At 69.0% G+C, this 18,670-nt stretch carries 14 protein-coding genes; 9 read left to right on the top strand and 5 right to left on the bottom strand.

The features are described 5' to 3' along the window. Positions 1-4 precede the first annotated feature (4 nt). A complete protein-coding gene (locus G7A98_RS13195) occupies positions 5-994 on the top strand; it encodes an alpha-E domain-containing protein (RefSeq protein ID WP_163650145.1) in 990 nt (329 codons plus the stop codon). 98 nt (positions 995-1,092) lie between these two features. Here G7A98_RS13195 and G7A98_RS13190 read toward each other — a convergent pair whose 3' ends face one another. Together G7A98_RS13190 and G7A98_RS13185 are read right to left on the bottom strand one after the other, a co-directional pair. Continuing rightward, positions 1,093-2,139, bottom strand: a complete 1,047-nt coding sequence (locus G7A98_RS13190) for a putative zinc-binding metallopeptidase (RefSeq protein ID WP_163650144.1) — start codon at positions 2,137-2,139, stop codon at positions 1,093-1,095. Between the two features lie 89 nt (positions 2,140-2,228). Further along, the gene (locus tag G7A98_RS13185) at positions 2,229-3,746 is read right to left on the bottom strand and encodes an acetyl-CoA hydrolase/transferase family protein (RefSeq protein WP_163650143.1); all 1,518 of its coding nucleotides are present in this window, start codon (positions 3,744-3,746) and stop codon (positions 2,229-2,231) included. Positions 3,747-3,958: 212 nt separating this feature from the next. Between G7A98_RS13185 and G7A98_RS13180 the strand changes: the two genes are divergently transcribed. The 4 genes from G7A98_RS13180 to G7A98_RS13165 all read left to right on the top strand — a co-directional run bounded on the left by G7A98_RS13180 (position 3,959) and on the right by G7A98_RS13165 (position 8,721). Next, positions 3,959-4,870, top strand: coding sequence for a carbon-nitrogen hydrolase family protein (locus G7A98_RS13180; protein WP_163650142.1), 912 nt, complete (start codon positions 3,959-3,961; stop codon positions 4,868-4,870). Between the two features lie 97 nt (positions 4,871-4,967). Next, the gene (locus tag G7A98_RS13175) at positions 4,968-6,677 is read left to right on the top strand and encodes a proline--tRNA ligase (RefSeq protein WP_163650141.1); all 1,710 of its coding nucleotides are present in this window, start codon (positions 4,968-4,970) and stop codon (positions 6,675-6,677) included. Then, positions 6,658-7,245 (top strand): lytic transglycosylase domain-containing protein, encoded by a 588-nt coding sequence (locus tag G7A98_RS16825; protein WP_163650140.1) that lies wholly within the window; start codon positions 6,658-6,660, stop codon positions 7,243-7,245. The genes G7A98_RS13175 and G7A98_RS16825 overlap by 20 nt, the downstream gene beginning before the upstream one ends. Positions 7,246-7,338: 93 nt before the next feature. Next, the gene (locus tag G7A98_RS13165) at positions 7,339-8,721 is read left to right on the top strand and encodes a bifunctional diguanylate cyclase/phosphodiesterase (RefSeq protein ID WP_163650139.1); all 1,383 of its coding nucleotides are present in this window, start codon (positions 7,339-7,341) and stop codon (positions 8,719-8,721) included. Between the two features lie 235 nt (positions 8,722-8,956). Here the strand turns inward: G7A98_RS13165 and G7A98_RS13160 are convergent, their stop codons facing one another. Both G7A98_RS13160 and rfaH read right to left on the bottom strand, forming a co-directional pair. Continuing rightward, positions 8,957-9,466: a peptidylprolyl isomerase gene (locus G7A98_RS13160; protein ID WP_163650138.1), complete on the bottom strand. Its 510-nt coding sequence runs from the start codon at positions 9,464-9,466 to the stop codon at positions 8,957-8,959. 48 nt (positions 9,467-9,514) lie between these two features. After that, positions 9,515-10,057 (bottom strand): transcription/translation regulatory transformer protein RfaH, encoded by a 543-nt coding sequence (gene rfaH / locus G7A98_RS13155; protein WP_163650137.1) that lies wholly within the window; start codon positions 10,055-10,057, stop codon positions 9,515-9,517. A 156-nt stretch (positions 10,058-10,213) separates the two neighbouring features. Between rfaH and G7A98_RS13150 the strand changes: the two genes are divergently transcribed. Further along, entirely contained in the window at positions 10,214-11,584 is a 1,371-nt protein-coding gene (locus G7A98_RS13150; protein WP_205596269.1) for an MFS transporter, read from the top strand. Here the strand turns inward: G7A98_RS13150 and G7A98_RS13145 are convergent, their stop codons facing one another. After that, complete coding sequence (locus G7A98_RS13145) at positions 11,585-13,411, bottom strand: SEC-C domain-containing protein (RefSeq protein WP_163650136.1); 1,827 nt, start codon at positions 13,409-13,411, stop codon at positions 11,585-11,587. A 137-nt stretch (positions 13,412-13,548) separates the two neighbouring features. Between G7A98_RS13145 and G7A98_RS13140 the strand changes: the two genes are divergently transcribed. From G7A98_RS13140 to G7A98_RS13130, 3 genes are all read left to right on the top strand, one after another. Next, on the top strand, positions 13,549-15,456 hold the full coding sequence (locus G7A98_RS13140) for a hypothetical protein (protein WP_163650135.1): 1,908 nt from the start codon (positions 13,549-13,551) through the stop codon (positions 15,454-15,456). Between the two features lie 84 nt (positions 15,457-15,540). Then, complete coding sequence (locus G7A98_RS13135) at positions 15,541-17,532, top strand: DNA topoisomerase III (RefSeq protein WP_163650134.1); 1,992 nt, start codon at positions 15,541-15,543, stop codon at positions 17,530-17,532. Further along, a complete protein-coding gene (locus G7A98_RS13130; protein ID WP_163650133.1) occupies positions 17,529-18,416 on the top strand; it encodes a ketopantoate reductase family protein in 888 nt (295 codons plus the stop codon). The genes G7A98_RS13135 and G7A98_RS13130 overlap by 4 nt, the downstream gene beginning before the upstream one ends. The last annotated feature ends 254 nt before the right edge of the window (positions 18,417-18,670 follow it).

The raw sequence follows: 18,670 nt of genomic DNA, 5'->3' as shown, positions 1-18,670 counted from the left end.
TGCCATGCTGTCGCGAGTCGCCGAGAACCTCTACTGGATGGCGCGCTACCTCGAGCGTGCCGAGGACACCGCACGCCTGGTCAGCGTGAACAGCCACCTGCTGCTCGACCTGCCCCATCAGACGGCCCTGGGCTGGTCGACGCTGATCGACATCACCGGCAGCGACGAGACCTTCGCCGTGCTGCACGACCGGCGCAACGAGAAGAATGTCGTGCATTTTCTCTGCGTGGAGCGCGAGAACCCGGGCTCGATCCTCTCCTCGCTGGCCGGCGCCCGCGAGAACCTGCGCACCACCCGCGACGTGGTCTCCCGCGAGATCTGGGAGCAGATCAACGAGATGTATCTGGAGGTTCGCGACCAGGCCGAGCACGGCCTCGCGCCACGGCGTCGCGACGGCTTCCTCAAGCGCCTGATCCGCGGCTGCCAGACGCTCACCGGATTGATCGAGGGCACGCTGAGCCATTCGGCGGCACGCACCTTCATCGAGATCGGCCGCCATCTCGAGCGGGCCGACATGACCACCCGCATCCTCGACGTGCGCTCGGGCAACCTGCTGCCCAAGGATCCGGAAGAACTGCGCCCCTTCGAGAACCTGCAGTGGATGAGCGTGCTCAAGTCGCTGACCGCCTACCAGATGTACCGCCAGCAGGTCCGCCTGCGGGTCCGCGGGCCGGACGTGCTGCGCTTCCTGCTCCAGGACCAGCACTTCCCGCGGGCGGTGGCGAGAAGCCTCGAGGCGCTGGCCTGGGAGCTGCAGTCGCTGCCCCGTCACGACCGCGCCCTGGCGGCGGCGGCGCTGGTTCGTGCCGACGTCCTCGAGGCCGACATGCAGGCTCTGGCGCGCTCCCCGGACGAGCTGCACGCCTTCATCGACGAGCTGCAGATCGGCTTCAATACCCTCCACGAGGCCATCGCCACGGCCTATTTCGCGCGTCTCGAGGACACCCCGCGCGGCCTGGTGCCGGCGGAAGAGGATGACGAGGAAGCCGACTAGGCGTGATCTCTCGGCAGGTTGTTCATCCGGGACCCTACAATTACCCTCCGATTAGCCGGGTCGGGAACTCCCGTGAACGACCCGATGGGTTGACCCACCTAGCCCGAGGCCTGATGGACCAGCCGATGCACATGGGCCAGCTTGTCGCGAATCGTCGGGGTGACCACCTCGGGCACCAGATCGGTCAGCCCCATCTCGCGATTGAGCTCGTTGGCGGCGAGCCCCACCTGCTGAAAGGCCGAGAGCATGCGTGGCAGGCTGGCGTCATGGTCGATCCCCGAGAAGCCCAGGTGATGGGCCGTGTCAAGCACCGCGACGATATCCAGGTAGAAGGCGAAGGTTTCGGCGAAGTCCTCCCACGGGTGCATGGCGGCGTAGGCGGACACGAAGTCCGCCGGCCAGCCGGCGGGGGGCCCGGCTTCGTAGTAACGCTCCAGCGCCTCGCCGTAACTCGGCGCCGCCGGGTCGCCGAAGATCTCGCGAAAGGCGTCCTCGTCACGGCCCTTGACCAGCAGGTCCCAGTAATAGTGGCCGATCTCGTGGCGAAAATGCCCGATCAGGGTGCGATGAGACTCGTTCATGTCGACGCGCAGCCGTTCGCGCTCGACGTCGTCGGCCTCCTTGACGTTGATGGTGATATGCCCGCCGGCATGCCCGGTATACACCCGCTCGCTGCCTGCGGTGCTGCGCCAGAGCCCGGCATCCGGCAGCGCATCGGCCATGAACGAGAAGCTCAGCGGCGGATCGAAGCCCTCATCGGCGGTGCCGTGCGGCAGCGCCAGCAGGTCGAGGGTGTAGAACAGCCGCCGCTTGGCCGCCTCGAGTGCCGCCCAGCGCTCGCGGTGTCCCTCGATCGACAGGTCGGGCACCACGTCGTTGTAGCGACAGCAGTCGCACAGCGCCTCGGCCCGGCCGTCGACGATGGCGACCAGCCGGTTGCAGACGTCGTGGTCGGCATAGTTGCCGCACTTGAGCAGTGCCGCGCCGCAGTCCTCGTGCAGGCAGCTGTAGCCGCCCTCCGCCAGGGACTCGAGCGCACTGATGCGAGCGCACCCCGGGCACCAGCCGACCTCGTGGCCGCAGGCCAGGCAGTGGGTATTGTCGAAGAACAGCCTGGCCCCGCAGACACACTCATAGGTTTTCATGCCGAACTCCCGTTGGCGCTATCCCGTGCTCTTTCTGGATAGTCGCTAACGGGGCGGCTGGCAATCGGCGCTTCGCGCGCCGCAAGGGCTCAGCCGTCGTCGCGCAGGGTGCGCATGTGGCCGTCGCGCTCCATCGCCTGGTGCCAGCCGAGCGCCTGTTCCAGGCAGTGCGGCGTATGGCCGCCCCGCCGGCAGGCCGCCTCGAAGTAGCGATGCAGGGCCGGCCGATAGGCCGGATCGGCGCAGTTCTCGATGATCAGCGGCGCCCGCTCGCGAGGCGCCAGGCCACGCAGGTCCGCCAGGCCATGCTCGGTCACCAGGATGTCGACGTCGTGCTCGGTATGATCGACATGGCTGACGAAGGGCACCAGGCTCGACACATCGCCGCCCTTGGCCAGCGACTTGGTGATGAACACTGCCAGCTGGGCGTTGCGGGCGAAGTCCCCGGAGCCACCGATGCCGTTCATCATCCGCGTGCCGCAGACATGCGTGGAGTTGACGTTGCCGTAGATGTCCGCCTCCAGTGCCGTGTTGACGGCGATCACGCCCAGCCGCCGCACGATGCCGGGATGATTCGAGAGCTCCTGGGGGCGCAGGATCAGCCGGTCACGATACTTGTCGAGGTTGCGCCAGACCGCCTCGCCACGCGCCTCGGACAGGGTGATCGAGCAGCCGGAGGCATAGTCGAGCTTGCCGGCATCGAACAGGTCGAAGGTGGAATCCTGCAGCACCTCGGAGTACATGGTCAGATGCTCGAAGGGGCCGTTGGCCAGGCCGGTCATCACCGCGTTGGCCATGGTCCCGATCCCCGCCTGCAGCGGCAGCAGCGAGCGGGACAAGCGCCCGGCTTCCACCTCGGCGGCGAAGAACGCCATCAGGTGATCGGCAATGCGCTGGGTGTCGACGTCGGGCGGCAGCACCGTGGACGGGCTGTCACGGCCGTCGGTCACCACGATGGCGGCGATCCGGCTCGGGTCGATGGGGATGTAGGGCGTGCCGATCCGCGAGTCGGGCGCCACCACCGGAATCGGCGTGCGGTTGGGACGCATCTGCGGAATGTAGATATCGTGCAGCCCCTCGAGTTCGGCGGGTGCCGAGAGGTTGAGCTCGATGATCACCTGCTTGGCGAGGATCGCGTAGCTGGCCGAGTTGCCCACCGAGGTGGTCGGCACGATGCCGCCCTCCTCGGTGATCGCCGCGGCCTCGACCACCGCCACGTCCAGATCCTGGAGCTGATGGTTGCGCAGCAGCTCGACGGTCTCCGAGAGGTGCTGGTCGATGAACATCACCTCGCCGTTGTTGATCGCCCGACGCAGGGTGGCATCGACCTGGAACGGCATGCGCCGGGAGAGCACATGGGCCTCGGTCAGCTGCTTGTCGAGATCGTTGCCCAGCGAGGCGCCGGTCATCAGGGTGATCGACAGCGGGTCGTGCCGCGCTCGCTCGGCCAGCGCCAGCGGGACCGCCTTGGCCTCGCCGGCCCGGGTGAAACCGCTCATGCCGACCGTCATGCCATTCTCGATCAGGGCGGCGGCTTCCTCGGCGCTGCGCTTGAGTGACTCCCAACCCGGCAGGCGGCAACGTGCCCCGATACTGGCTACGGTCATGCTGGTCTCTCCGTCAATGGCAAGGAACGCGTGACACGAACGTGTCGACAATAAAATGATTGCATGCTAACGAGGCGTCCGCCAATCCCTTGGTAGTAAGACCTTGGTATAAGCTCTTCATCCTGGCCTGGCCAGTGTCCGGCATCGGCGACCCTGCGCCGCTTGCGAAAGCCGTGGTATTCTGCCGATGAAATCGACGACCAGGAGCCGGCATGCCTCGGATGATCGACGTCGCCACGGCCCAGTACCCGATCGAGGCCTTCCACGACATGGGCGAGTTCCATGCCAAGGCCGAGCGCTGGGTCCAGAACGCCGTGAACCACGGCGCCGAATTGCTGGTGCTGCCCGAGTACGGCGGCATGGAGCTCGCCTCGCTGCTGCCCGCTCCCGTTCGCGATGACCTGCGCGCCCAGCGCGAGGCGCTGCAGGCGCTGCGCGAGGAGGCACTCGCCACCTGGTGGTCACTGGTGGAACGCCACGCCGTCACCCTGCTCGCCCCGTCGATGCCCTGGCGCATCGCACCGGATCGCTACGTCAATCGTGCCTGGCTGCTTGCCCCCGGGCGATCCGGCTTTCAGGACAAGCAGCTCATGACCCGCTTCGAGCGCGGCCAGTGGGGCATCGCGCCCGGCGATCCCGATCATGGCGGCGGGCTCAAGGTCTTCGATACGCCGGTCGGGCGCCTGGGGGTGCTGATCTGCTACGACAGCGAGTTCCCGCTGCTGGCCCGCCGCCTGGTCGAGGCCGGCGCGGAGCTGCTGCTGGTGCCCAGCTGTACCGACACCGAAGCCGGCTATCACCGGGTCCGCTGGTGCGCCCAGGCCCGCGCCATCGAACAGCAGGTCGCGGTGATCCACTCGCCGACCAGCGGCGAGGCCCTGTGGTCGCCGGCGGTGGACATCAACATCGGCCGGGCCGCGGTCTACACCCCCTGCGACCACGGCTTTCCACCCGACGGCGTGCTGACCCGCGCCCACGACGACACCCCCGGCTGGCAGTTCGCCCGCCTGGATCTCGATGCCATCGCCGCGCTGCGCGAGACCGGACAGGTCGACAATCATGCCGACTGGCAGCGCCAGCTGACACGCCTGGAAATACCGATCGAGACCGTGCGCCTGCGCTGAGATCACGGATTTTTGCCGCGCTCACGGCTTGCCCGTACAATGCCTCGAATCGCCGAACCAGGCCCGTTAACGAGTCACTGAAGGAAACGCCGGACCCATGCGCGCCAGCCAACTGTTGATCGCCACCCTCAAGGAAGTTCCCGCCGACGCCGAGGTCGTCAGTCATCAGCTGATGCTGCGCGCCGGGATGATTCGCCGCCTGACCTCGGGTCTCTACACCTGGCTGCCGGTCGGCCTGCGTACCCTGCGCAAGGTCGAGCGCATCGTCCGCGAGGAGATGGATCGCGCCGGTGCCCAGGAGGTGCTGATGCCGGCCGTCCAACCCGCCGAGCTGTGGCAGGAATCCGGCCGCTGGGAGCAGTACGGGCCGGAACTGCTGCGGCTCAAGGACCGCCACGACCGCGACTACTGCGTCGGCCCGACCCACGAGGAGGTGATCACCGACCTGGTGCGCCGCGAGATCGCCAGCTACAAGCAGCTGCCGGCCAACTTCTACCAGATCCAGACCAAGTTCCGCGACGAGATCCGGCCGCGCTTCGGCGTGATGCGCTCGCGCGAGTTCATCATGAAGGACGCCTACTCCTTCCATGTCGACGAAGCCTCGCTGATGGCCACCTACCAGGTGATGTACGACGCCTATGTGCGCATCTTCACCCGCCTGGGGCTCGACTTCCGCCCGGTGATCGCCGACAACGGTTCCATCGGCGGCACCGGCTCCCACGAGTTTCACGTGCTGGCAGACTCCGGCGAGGACGACATCGTCTTCTCCACCGAGTCCGACTACGCCGCCAACATGGAAAAGGCCGAGGCGCTGGCGCCCCAGGGCGAGCGCCCCGCCCCCACCGAGGAGCTGCGCCTGGTCGACACGCCGGACGCCAAGACCATCGCTGCGCTGGTCGAGCAGCATGACCTGCCGATCGAGAAAACCATCAAGACGCTGATGGTGCATGCCGCCGAGGGTGGCCTGATCGCCCTGCTGGTCCGCGGCGACCATGAACTCAACGAGGTCAAGGCCGAGAACCTGCCCGAGGTCGCCAGCCCGCTGACCATGGCCAGCGAGGAAGAGATCCGTGCCGTGGTGGGCGCCGGGCCCGGTTCGCTCGGCCCGGTGAACCTGAACATGCCGATCATCATCGACCGCAGCGTGGCAATGATGAGCGACTTCGGCGCCGGCGCCAACATCGACGGCAAGCACTACTTCGGCATCAACTGGGAACGCGACGTGGCCCTGCCTGCCGTCGCCGACCTGCGCAATGTCATCGAGGGCGACGCGTCACCGGACGGCAAGGGCACTCTTTCGATCAAGCGCGGCATCGAGGTCGGCCACGTCTTCCAGCTGGGCACCAAGTACTCCACCGCCATGAACGCCACCGTGCTCGACGAGAGCGGCAAGCCGGCTACCCTGTGGATGGGCTGCTACGGCATCGGCATCACGCGCATCGTCGCCGCGGCGATCGAGCAGAACCACGACGATGCCGGGATCATCTGGCCCAATGCCATCGCCCCGTTCGAGGTGGTACTGGTGCCGATGAACGCCCACAAGTCACAGCGCGTGCGCGAGACCGCCGAGCGGCTCTACGAGATGCTGGTCGGCCAGGGGTTCGATGTGCTGCTCGACGACCGCGACACGCGCCCCGGCGTCAAGTTCAACGATCAGGAGCTGATCGGCATTCCCCACCGCATCGTCATCGGGGACCGCGGCCTCGACAACAACGAGCTGGAATACAAGGGCCGTCGCGACGCGGACAACACCATGATTCCCGCCGACAGCGTGGTCGACTTCCTGCGTGAGCGGCTGGCCGACTGAGCGCCTTGCCGGTCTGCTGCTGGCGCTGAGCCTAGTGCCTTCCGCGACCGCTTCGGCGGCGGAAGGGGCACCGGCAGCGCCCGCTCCTTTGCAGCGCACCCTGGACGCGACCCGGACCGCCACACCATCGGCCGCGGCGGATGCCTGGGTCGCCGCCCTGGCACCACGCCTGGCTTCGCGCCTGCCGGACGCGCACCGCCGTCGCGCCCTGTTGCGGCGGGTCCGGGCGGAGGCTCGCCTGGCCGGCCTCGATCCGCGGATCATCCTCGCCGTGATCCAGGTGGAAAGCGGTTTTCGCGCCGACGCCGAATCGCCCGCGGGCGCCCGGGGCCTCATGCAGGTGATGCCATTCTGGAAGCGCGTGCTGGGGCGAGCCGACGATGACCTGTTCGACCCTGCCACCAACCTGCGCTACGGCTGCACCATTCTCGCCTACTATTTGCGTCAGGAGGGCGGTGATCTCACCCGGGCACTGGCCCGCTATCACGGCTCCCGGGGTCGCACGGATTATCCGGAGCGGGTCATGCGCGCCTGGCAGCGCCACTGGTGGCTGACCGAGCGCCGCTGAGCCGGTCCCGAGCGAACCCTCGCCGTTTTTCGCTGCCCAAGTTCGAGAACCGTCCGCTGACTCGTCGGCCTTCACCCCACAGGAAACCGGCTCGTGATCGCCCTGCTGAAACACGCAACCGCCCGGCTGCTACTGGGCACCTCGCAACTCACCCGCCGCAGCGCCGAACGCCTATTGCCGGCATCGGCGCCTCGGCTGCCGGCCCTGGACATCGATGTCCTGACCGGAGTCGGCACGCATCGCGCGGCCCTGGCCGAAATCGACCGGCTGATCGACGCACGTCGGCCGTTCTCGCTGATCCGCCTGAGCGTCAACAATATCAAGGCCATCAACGAACGCCTGGGGCACGCCATCGGCGATGAACTGCTGGTCTCTCTGGCCCGGCGCCTTCAGCAACTGAGCCTGCACGACGGCCGGGTCTACCGGCTGGGCGGCGACGAATTCCTGATGATCACCGAAGCCACCCTCGGCAACGACCGCTGGCGCGAGACGATCGACCAGCCCCTCGAGCTGGAGGGCACGTCGCTGATCCCCTCGCTGTCGGTGTCGGACCTGCGCTACCCCGAACACGGCCAGGAGAGCCGCCACCTGCTGCGCCGCTCGGGCATCGCCCTGTCGCTGGCCCGGCAGTCGCACGACGGCTATCACGCCTATGAATGCGGGCTGGACCGCCTCCACGAGCGCGAACGTCAGCTGCTCCGCGACATGGTCATGGCGGTACGCGAACAGCAGCTGCGAGTCGTCTACCAGCCCAAGATCCGTATTCGTGATGGGAGCGTGACCGGTTTCGAGGCCCTCATGCAGTGGCAGCACCCGCAGCTCGGCCTGCTGCAGCCGGACGAGTTTCTGCCGCTGGCCGCGGCCTCCGGCCACATGACGCTGCTGGGCGAGTGGCTGCTCCAGCATGTCATCGCCCAGATGGCGGAGTGGCAGGCCCGGCAGAATCCCCAGACCATCGCCGTCAATCTCTCGGCGCTCAACCTGGAGCGCACCGGCTTCGGCACGCTGGTCTCGGCCTGGCTGGCCGACCGCGGTGTCGACCCGCACCAGCTGATGGTGGAGATCACCGAGCAGTCGATGATGCATGACCCGGAACTCACGGCCCGCGGGCTCGCCGAATGGCGGCGCCAGGGCATCCAGATCGCCATCGACGACTTCGGCACCGGTTATTCGTCGCTGACCCAGCTGCGCCAGCTGCCGCTCGATGTGCTCAAGATCGACAAGTCATTCGTGATGGGTATGCTCGAGCAGCCCGAGGACGCGATGATCGTCGATGCCAGCATCGCCCTGGCCCACCGCTTCGGGTTGAGCGTCATCGCCGAGGGCGTGGAAACATCGCAACACCTGAACCGGCTGGCCGCCGCCGGCTGCGACCAGGCCCAGGGCTACCTGATCTCGTCCGGCCTCGAGGCCGATGCGGTGCTCGCCTGGCTGGATCGCTATCGGGAGAGCCCCCTGCTCGCCACGCCGGCCTGACACGGGCACTGGCGGATGGGCGACAAAAGGCACCAACGAAAAAAAGCCGGCCCGAAGGCCGGCGATAGCGGGGCAATTGCCCCTCCCTGACGACATCTATCGATCAACGCGGGCGGCCCGATGAACCGGGGCGACCGCGTGACCCGACACCTCGCACTGTAGCGCAGCACCGCGTCCGGCTTTCTGACCTGAGTCAAGAGCCGGGCACAACATGGCGGCGGGCTTGTCGCCGGGGTCATCCGAACTTCTTGTCCTCGACCTGCGATGCCTCGACATCCGGCGCCAGCGGGTGCCCCTTGGCCAGCTCGGCCCGGGTCGCCTCGCGTACCTCGAGAATCTCGACACTGTAGCTCAGGGTCTGCCCAGCCAACGGATGGTTGGCATCCACGGTCACCCGGCTGTCATCGACATCGACGATCGTCACCACCCGCGGGCCGTCCGGCCCCTGGGCCTGAAAGCGCATGCCCGGCGCCAGCGCCTCGACGCCGCCGAAGGCGCTGCGCGCCACTGTCTGCACCCGCGCCTCGTCACGCAGGCCATAGGCATCGGCGGGCGCCAGCGTCACCGTCAGGCGGTCGCCGGCCGCGTGGCCGTCGAGCGCCCGCTCGAGACCGGCCACGATGTTGTCGTGGCCATGCAGGTACTCCAGCGGCGACTCGCGCCGCCGCGAGTCATCGAGCATCTCGCCGTCGGCATTGCGCAGGGTGTAGTGCAGGGTCACCACCTGCTGGGCGGTAATGGACATGAAAGCCTCCGGTCAGGCAGGGAAAAGAGGAAGGTCGGACTCGGGCTGTCAGGAGCGGCGCAGTTGCGAGATGGGCAAGTCCACGGCCTGCTGGCCGTGCAGAAGGTTGAGCAGCACGATGGCGCGTTCCTCGCCCTTGCGGCGCTCGAAGACCGCCTGCAACTGCCGGAACGGCCCCTCGCAGATTTCCACGACGTCGCCGGCCCGAAAATAGACGTTGATTTCACGCTCGTCCGCCGTGGCGGCGGCGTTGTGGCGCAACGCATCGACCAGGGCGTCGTCGACCGGCAGGGGCTGGTCGCCGAACGTCACCAGACGCAGCACGCCCCGGGTGGAGCGGATCGGCCGCCAGTTGCTGGCCAACCGGTCGAGCCGGATGAACAGGTAATAGGGAAACAGCGGCTCATCGACCCAGCACAACCGGCCCCGGCGCTTCTTCTGGACCTGCAGCACCGGATGAAAGATCTCGTAGCCCTGGTTGGCCAGATTTTCGGTGGCACGAAACGATTCCCCGCCCTTGCACTGAATCAGGTACCAGTGAGGAATGGCCCGGGTATCGATATCCGCGGAAACGCTGTTGGATTCGCTCATCTTGCTCCTGACACCGTGGCTGGGATGCGTCGCGCAGCGGCATTGATTCGACGACGGGGAACCGCGTAAGTTAGCCGCTTGCCGCCACCCCTTCATCCTAACATCGATGACGGCAGCGATCGCCACCGGCATCGCCCGTCCGGCAGGAGACCGATCATGCCCGACTCCCCCCGCCGCTCCTGGCGTCAGGCCCTGAGCGTCTACCGCCGCGCCCCTGTCGTCGCCATGCTGTTTCTCGGCTTTGCCGCCGGCCTGCCGTTCCTGCTGGTCTTCTCGACGCTGACCGCCTGGCTGCGCGATGCCGGCGTCGAGGTCGCGGCGATCGGCTTCTTTTCGTGGATCGGCATGCTGTATTCGATCAAGCTGTTCTGGGCGCCGGTCATCGACCGGCTTCCGCTGCCGATCCTGACCCGCCGCCTGGGCCAGCGCCGCGGCTGGATGCTGCTCGCCCAGCTGGTGATCGCCGGGGCGCTGGCGGCGCTGTCCGGTCTCGACCCGCGCCAGGACCTGCCGCTGGTCGCCGCCTTCGCCCTGCTGGTGGCCTTCGGCTCGGCCACCCAGGACATCGTCATCGACGCCTTCCGCATCGAGTCCGCCGAGGAACGCATCCAGGCGGCGATGGCCTCGACCTACATCATCGGTTATCGCGGCGGCCTGCTGGCCGCCGGTGCCGGCGCCCTGTACATCGCCGACCTGGTGTCCTGGCAGGCCGCCTACCTGACCATGGCCGGGCTGGTCGGCGTGGGCATGCTGACGGTGCTGTCGCGCCCCGAGCCACCGCGCTCGACACTCGGCGTGCCCTGGCAGCAAGAGCCCCGCGTGCGCCACTTCCTGCACGCCCAGCGGCACCGTCCCCGACGCTGGCGGCGCTTCGGCGCCTGGGTGGTGGGCGCGGTGATCTGCCCCTTCACCGACTTCTTCACCCGTTACGGGCGTCAGGCCATCGGGTTGCTGGCACTGATCGGGCTGTTCCGCCTTAGCGACCTGTCGATGGCCGCCATGGCCAACCCGCTGTACATCGACCTGGGCTTCTCGCTGGCCGAGATCGCCAACGTGACCAAGGTGTTCGGCATCGCCATGAGCATCGCCGGCGGGGTGATCGGCGGGCTGCTGGTGGTGCGTTACGGCATCGCCCGGATGCTGCTGGCCGGTGCCGTGCTCGCCGCGGCCACCAACCTGCTGTTCGCCGCGCTGGCCGGCCTGGGTGCCCAGCTGCCCATGCTGGTGGTGACCATCATGGGCGACAACCTGGCCAACGGGCTGGCCAGCACGGTATTCATCGCCTTTCTCTCGAGCCTGACCTCGCGGGCCTACACCGCCACCCAGTATGCGCTGTTCTCGTCGCTGATGACCCTGCCGGGCAAGTTCATCGGCGGCTTTTCCGGGGTGGTGGTGGCCAGCCAGGGCTACGCGGTCTTCTTCCTGTGGGCCACGCTCATCGGCCTGCCGGCGATCGCCCTGGCCTGGTGGCTGGGCCGCGATCCGAGCCTGATCCCGGCGGCCGCCACCGAGGAAGGCGCGGGTTGATCAGCGCTCGGCCAGCCGTCGGCGCTGTTCCGCCAGCCACTTGAGCGCGCCGCGGGTGGCCACCCACTGGTCGCGCATCAGCGCGCGATACTGCCAGGCCTCGGCCTTGGTGCCGGGCTCGGGCACTTCCACGGCCAGCGGTACCGGCCGGGGATTGTCGGCACACAGCATGGCGACGACATGGGCGTTGAGCGCATCGACCGCGTCCAGGGCCTCCTCGGCGGCATCGAAGCGCTCCAGCCGGTACAGCGCCAGCACCCGTCCCATCAGCACGCCGAGCAGCGGTGCCTCGTCGTCGCCCTGGGGCTGATCGCTCAGGGCAAGCGCCTCGCGGTCGCGGCCCTCGCGCAGCAGCTGGTCCAGCACCAGCTCGCGCAGCCCCAGGCTGTCGTTCTCGTCGAGCACCAGCAGGCGCTCGGCCAGCCGCCGGGAGCGCTGCCGATCGCCGCGCTCCATGCCCACCACCAGCGCCAGCCCGGCCCGCAGCAGCACGGCATTGTCGGCCACGTCCCAGACGAAGGGCGCCGCGTGCTCCTCGATCTGCTCCAGCCAGCACTCCAGGCGCGCCGCCAGAGGCGCGAAGAAGCTCTCCGCCATCCACGGCAGGCTGCCGAAGCGGCTGGCCAGCGCCATGCTCAGGGTCTGCACCACGGCCGGGGAATCCAGCCACTCGGGATGGGCGCACAGGGCATTGAGCCAGTCGCCGGCCTGCGGCCAGGGGTCCGCCTGGAAGCCCAGTGCCGCCTCCTCGTCCACGTCGACCCCGAATACCTCGCGCCAGGCAGCGAAGAAGGTGTCCTCGCGCGCCGTCGAGCGGTATTCGGTCCCCTCGTCGCCGACCTCGAACTGCAGGCGCGGGGCGGTGGGCAGGGCCTCGAGCAGCGCCTGGAGCCCCATCAGCGGCTCGGCCAGCGCCTCCTCGGAGTTGACCATCTGCTCGGCCAGGGTCGCGCCGGGGTTGTCGGCCAGGTCGGCCAGGAACTGCAGCTGCTCGCCATCCAGGTCGCCCTGGCGGGCCAGGCGGCGGAACCAGAAGTCCGCCCGTTCGCGGGCCTCCTGCGGATGCCCCTCGTGGAGCAGCAGCATGGCCTCGATGTAGGCCAGGGTCGGCGAATCGGGGAGGGTCTGCTGGGCCCGCACGAAGGCCTCGCGGGCGCTGGCCAGGTCGTCGCTGTCCAGGTGCATCAGGCACAGCCGCTCCAGCGCCACGCCGCGCAGGAACAGCGGCCCCCGCTCGAGGATGGCATCCAGCAGCGCGGCCCGCTTGCGGTTGAAGCCGCGCTCCTGGTAGAGCTCGATCAGCAGCTCGAAGGCCGGCTCGGCCTGCTCGGGCAGGTGATCCCAGTCGGCGGCCTGGAAGAGGGTCTCGAGAACCTGCTGGGCGCGGCCGCGCTGGCCGCCCTCGGCGGCGATCAGGCCGGCTTCCAGCAGGGCCTGGGCGGGCGCCCGGCCGCTTTCCAGCGCCGCCTTGAGGGTATCGCCCTTCCAGTCGCGCAGCGACAGCATCCACATCAGATGCGGCGGCACCGCGCCCGGCAGGCTCACGGCCCCGCAGCAGTGCTTCATCTTGCGCCCCGAGTCGCACCAGCAGGGTTCGTTGCGCCCCGGCCGGGCCAGCGGTTCACAGGCGAAGTCCAGCCGTTCCAGCGGTGTCTGGTTCCACAGCTCCGGCGCCAGTGCCTGCGCCTGGGCGATGTTGCCGCCCAGATACCCGACGCCCTCGTCACGGGCCCAGGCCATCAGCGAGGGATAGTGTTCATCCGCCCGGATCGCCGCCAGGGCGCCCCCGGCATACCCCAGCAGCTGCTCTACCCACATCGCCAGCATTGCACCCCTCCTCGGCAAATCCGACCAGTCTAGCACGCCCCGTGCAGCCGACTCACCAACGCTGGCGCGCCTGCCCCGGCGGTGCTAGGGTAGCGCCCTGTTCCGGTCTGCCTACCCCCGCTCGAGGACTCTTCGCGTTGCGCCTGCCGTTCCGTCGTGACCCATCTTCCCACGAAACCCCGCAGGTACGCCTGGAGCGCGAAGGCCGCGACGAGATCCGACGCATCACCGCCGCCGTGGAGAAGGTCCCCTGGACGGTGAGCCTGCTGCAGATCCTGTGGACCGCTGGCCCGGTGACCCTGCTCGGCGCCTGGGGCGGCTACCTGCTGGGCTACGGCAAGGCGCCCACCGCCGACAACTACATCTTCTTCATCTCCTACACGGTGATCACCGGCGCCGCGGGCATCATCGCCAACCTGGTGCACAACCTCACCGGCGGGCGGCGGGCGGAGCGTACCGCCCAGAAGGTCGAACGTGTCATCAAGAGCCTGCCGGAGCTGCTGCTGGCGACCCGCAACCTGATCGTCGAAAGCCTCGAGGGCGACGCCCGCCGCCGCGAGGCCGCCGCCATGCTGCTGCGCAAGCAGGACCTGTCCCCCGAGGGGGTCGAGCTGGCCGCCATCGAACTGCTCGACGACCGCGACAGCGCGCGCATCATCACCCAGATCGACATCTATCGGCGCGCCGGGCTGCATGCCCGCATCCGCGACCTGGTGGCACGCTACCGCGACGGCCTGGAGCCGCAGTTCGCCGCGATCGCCGAACTCGCGCCGGCCGCCACCACGCTGCTGCGCGAGCGCTTCGAGGGCCGTGCCCCCGACCTGCGGCTGGGCGTACCGCGCGATACCAACTTCATCGAGCGCGTGCTGGCCGCCATCGAGCAGGACAACGAGCTGCTGATGACGCTGCAGGATGTCGAGGAGATGCTGATCCTGGCCTTCGAGCTGATCAGCGGGCGCCGGATCCCCATGCTGACCTTCGAGTACCGCGGCCGCTGGCGGCTGGCCCAGGCGCTGGACGGCCTCGAGGAGGCCCGGGCCCGCTACCGCATCGCCCAGGCCACCGCCCTGTCGCGTCTCAAGGCACTCACCGCCTACCTGGCCGAGCAGTCCGGCACCCTGGTCGAGCATGCCGCCGCCGGGCTGCGCGCCGAGGTGCTGCTCGAGCGTTCGCTGCAGGCCATGGACGCGCTGGCCGAACAGATCCATCACCTGGCGCCGGTGGTGGCCCGGGGCCTGACCGACCGGCGCAGCCAGCTGCGCCAGAAGGCCGACCTGCTGACCAACGCCATCCGCCTCTACAAGTCGGCCTACAACGCCTACGAAGCGGTCGGTCGCAGCCATGCCCAGCTGATCAAGCGCTCCGAGCGCTGGGAACGCATCAGCAGCCGCCTCGGCGATCAGGATACCCGGCTGCGTCTGGGCCCGGGGCGGCGAGGCCTGCGCATCCGCGAACACGTCATCGCCCTGGACGACGCCGCCAAGGCCGAGGTCTGCAAGCATCTCGCCCGCCACCTGAAGGAAGCCGGCATCGAGATGCCGCGTCACGCCCGTGCCCAGCAGGTGGAACGTGACACCCTGCTCACCGTCGGCGTGGACGCCGCCAAGCGCCTGGCAATCGAGATCGCCCTGGCCCTGGAACCCCATATCCAGCTGTCGCACGCGGAGGTCCAGCGCGCCATCAACGGCTCCAACGCCGCCGACTTCGGCCAGCTCGAACCCAACCTGTCGGCCGCCACCAAGGCGGCGCTGGGCTCGGCCATGGTCAAGGAGATCGAGGTCAGCCTTTCGCGTACCGCCGAATCCCTGGCGCTGGCGCTGGTGCGCCACTACCGGGTCGATCTCGACCCCGCCGCCCGGCGCTTTCTGATCGAGCACTACGGCGCCCGCGAACAGACCCTCGACATGCTGGTCAACTACCAGGCCAGCCATGCGCACAGCGACAATCGCGGCGTGAGCTTCCTGAGCCAGCGCCCGCTGGCGATCGGCCCCCCGCGCCGCGACTGGTACCGGGCCCTGGTCCAGGCCAAGCGCGCCCTCGGCTGAAACCGTCAGCCCGGGGATGCACCATCCCTGTCGGCTCGGGCATACTGGACGCCCATCCAGCCATATGGCGCCATACTCACCACCATGCGCTTGATCATCGCCGAAAAGCCCAGCCTGGCCCGCGCCATCGCCGACGCCCTGCCAGGCAGAACGCAGCGCCGGGACGGTGCCCTCGAGGTCGGCGACACCTGGGTCAGCTGGTGCCTCGGCCACCTGCTGGAGCCGGCCCCGCCGGATGCCTATGACCCGCGCTACAAGCAGTGGCGGCTCGACCACCTGCCGATCGTTCCCGAACGCTGGCGTCTGGTGCCGCGTCACAAGGCCCGCGGCCAGCTCAAGGTACTGCGTGACCTGCTCAAGCGCGCCGACAGCCTGGTGCATGCCGGCGATCCGGACCGTGAAGGTCAGCTGCTGGTGCAGGAGGTCATCGAGCACCTCGGCTGGCGGGGGCCGGTGGCGCGGCTGCTGATCAGCGACCTCAACCGGCCGGCGGTGACCCGCGCACTGGCCGCGCTGCAGGACAACCGCCGCTATCAGCCGCTCTACGAGGCGGCCCGGGCGCGTTCGCGGGCCGACTGGCTCTACGGCATCAACCTCTCCCGCGCCTGGACCCTGACCGGCCGCCAGGCGGGGCATGACGGCGTGCTGTCGGTGGGCCGCGTGCAGACGCCGGTACTCGGCCTGGTGGCCCGCCGCGACATCGACATCGCCCGCTTCGAGCCGCGCCCGTATCACGTGCTGTGGGCCGACCTGACGGTGGCCGCCGGCGAGCTGCGTGCCTGGTGGCAGCCGGGGGAACACCACCCGCTCGACGACCAGGGACGCCTGCTCGCCCGGGCCCCGGCCGAGGCGCTGCTGGCCCGGCTGCCCGGCGCCGAGGGGCGGCTGACCCGGCTGGACGCCCGGCGCAAGCGCCAGAGCGCGCCCCTGCCCTATTCGCTGTCGGCCCTGCAGGTCGACGCCGCCCGCCGCCACCGCTTCTCCGCCCAGCAGGTGCTGGATGTCTGCCAGGCGCTCTACGAGCGCCATCAGCTGATCACCTACCCGCGTTCGGACTGCCGCTACCTGCCCGAGGAGCACCGCGCCGGCATGGGCACCCTGCTGGAGCGCGCCGGGGCGGGCGACGCGACCCTGCGCGACTGGCTGGCCGGCACCGACTTCACGCGGCGTCCCCGGGCCTTCGACGATGCCCGGGTCGGCGCGCACCATGCCCTGGCGCCGACCGGCAAGCCCTTCGCGCCCGAGCGCCTGTCGCCCCCGGAAGCGGCGATCTACCGACTGATCGCCCGCAACGTCATCGCCCAGTTCTACCCGATGCTGGAAACCCGCGAGGTCAAGGCCGAGTTCACGATCCTCGACGAGACCTTTCGCGCCCAGGGCCGCGAGATCCTGGTCGCCGGCTGGAAGCCGCTGTTCACCAGCCGCGACGAGGCCCCGCCCCTGCCGGCGCTGACCGAGGGCGAGCCGGTCACGGTGACGAACGCCGACATCGACGACAAGCTGACCCGCCCCCCGGAACCCTTCACCGACGCCAGCCTGATCAAGGCGATGATGAACATCGCCCGCTATGTCGAGGAACCGGCGGTCAAGCGGACCCTGCGCGACACCGACGGCCTGGGCACCGAGGCGACCCGCGCCACGATCATCGAGACGCTGCTCAAGCGCAGCTACCTGGTGCGCCAGAGCGGCAACCTGCGCGCCACCGCCACCGGACACGCCCTGATCCAGGCTCTGCCCGATGCGGCGACACGGCCCGAGCGCACCGCCCTCTGGGAGCAGCGCCTGCGGACCATCGCCGAGGCAGAAGAGGCACCCGGGCCGTTCCTCGAGGGGCTGCTCGCGGACCTGCGCGAGCTGCTGGCCGCCGCCGATGCCGGCCGCATGCGCCAGGCCCTCGGCGAGACCCGCGGCCTGGGGCCGGCACCGAACAAGCCGGCCTCCGGTAAGCCGGCCTCAAAAAAAGCAAAAGCCTCGTCGCGTCGTCGGCGCTCCAGTCAATCCGGCAGTAGTGACATGACCGGCAAGTCCACACGGCGCGGGACGCGCCGCCCCACCCGGCAGGGAGACGACCAATGACCCCCGACCCCCGCTGGCTGATACTCGGCGCCGGTGCCCTCGGTCGGCTGCTGGCGGCACGCCTGGTCGAACGACAGCCCTCGATCCTGATCGGCCGCCGCACCGGCACAAACCCGCTGATCATGACGACCCCGGAGGGGGAAGTTCGCCGGCACGCGGTGGTGCGCCTCGCCCTCGCCGAGGCGCCGCGCCGACCGGCCCTGGTCCACGTCACCACCAAGAGCCACGCGGTGGACGCCGCGCTCGACCAGCTGGCCGCCCGGGTGGCCGCCGATACCCCTGTGGTGCTGTGGCAGAACGGGTTTCAGGCCCAGCCCAGGGCGACCCGGCGCTGGGCCGGCCCGGTACTCTGCGCGGTGACCAGCGAAGGCGCCTACACACACGGCGAGGACGGGGTGGTGCATGCCGGCCATGGTCTGACCCACCTGGGCCACCTCGAGGGTCGCTACCCGGAACTGGCGACACGCACCAGCGCGACCCTGACCGCCGCCGGCCTCGAGACACGGGCCTGCGACGATATCCGCCGCCGGCTGTGGCACAAGCTCGCCGTCAACGCCGCGATCAACCCGCTGGTGGCGATTCACCGCATTCGCAACGGCGAGCTGCGCGCCCAGGCGTATCGTCCTCGTGTCGAGGCGATCGTTGCCGAAGTGGCGACCCTCATGGCCGCCGAACAGATCGAGCCGCCGGAAATCGGCTGGCAGGCCCATGTCTGGGGGGTCATCGAGGGCACGGCCAACAATCGCGCCTCGATGCTGCAGGACGTGCTGGCCGGACGTCGTACCGAGCGCGATGCCATCCTCGGCCCGCTGCTCGAGGCCGCGCGGCGCCACGGCCTGAGCGTACCGGCACTGGAACGACTCCGGGACGACACGCCGCAATAGGACTCAATGCAATAGTTCTCGAAGTGGCAGTCAGGTGTGATCTCTCGGCAGGTTATTCATCCGGAGTCTGCCGTGGGAGCGACTTCAGTCGCGATGAATCTGCCACCAAGATTTCACGTTGGCAAGGCATTAATATAACGGTATAAAAAGCGGGTAAACCCTCGCACCGGTGACCGACGCTCGTGGCAAGCACGGGCGAAGGAGTGGCGGCCGTACGCAAGCGGGGCCGGGAAGTTATCCCCGGCCCCGCTTCC

The sequence above is a fragment of the Modicisalibacter sp. 'Wilcox' genome, from assembly GCF_010993675.1.
GTDB classification, from domain to species: Bacteria; Pseudomonadota; Gammaproteobacteria; order Pseudomonadales; family Halomonadaceae; genus Modicisalibacter; species Modicisalibacter tunisiensis.
This window is presented reverse-complemented; position numbering and strand designations above follow the sequence as displayed.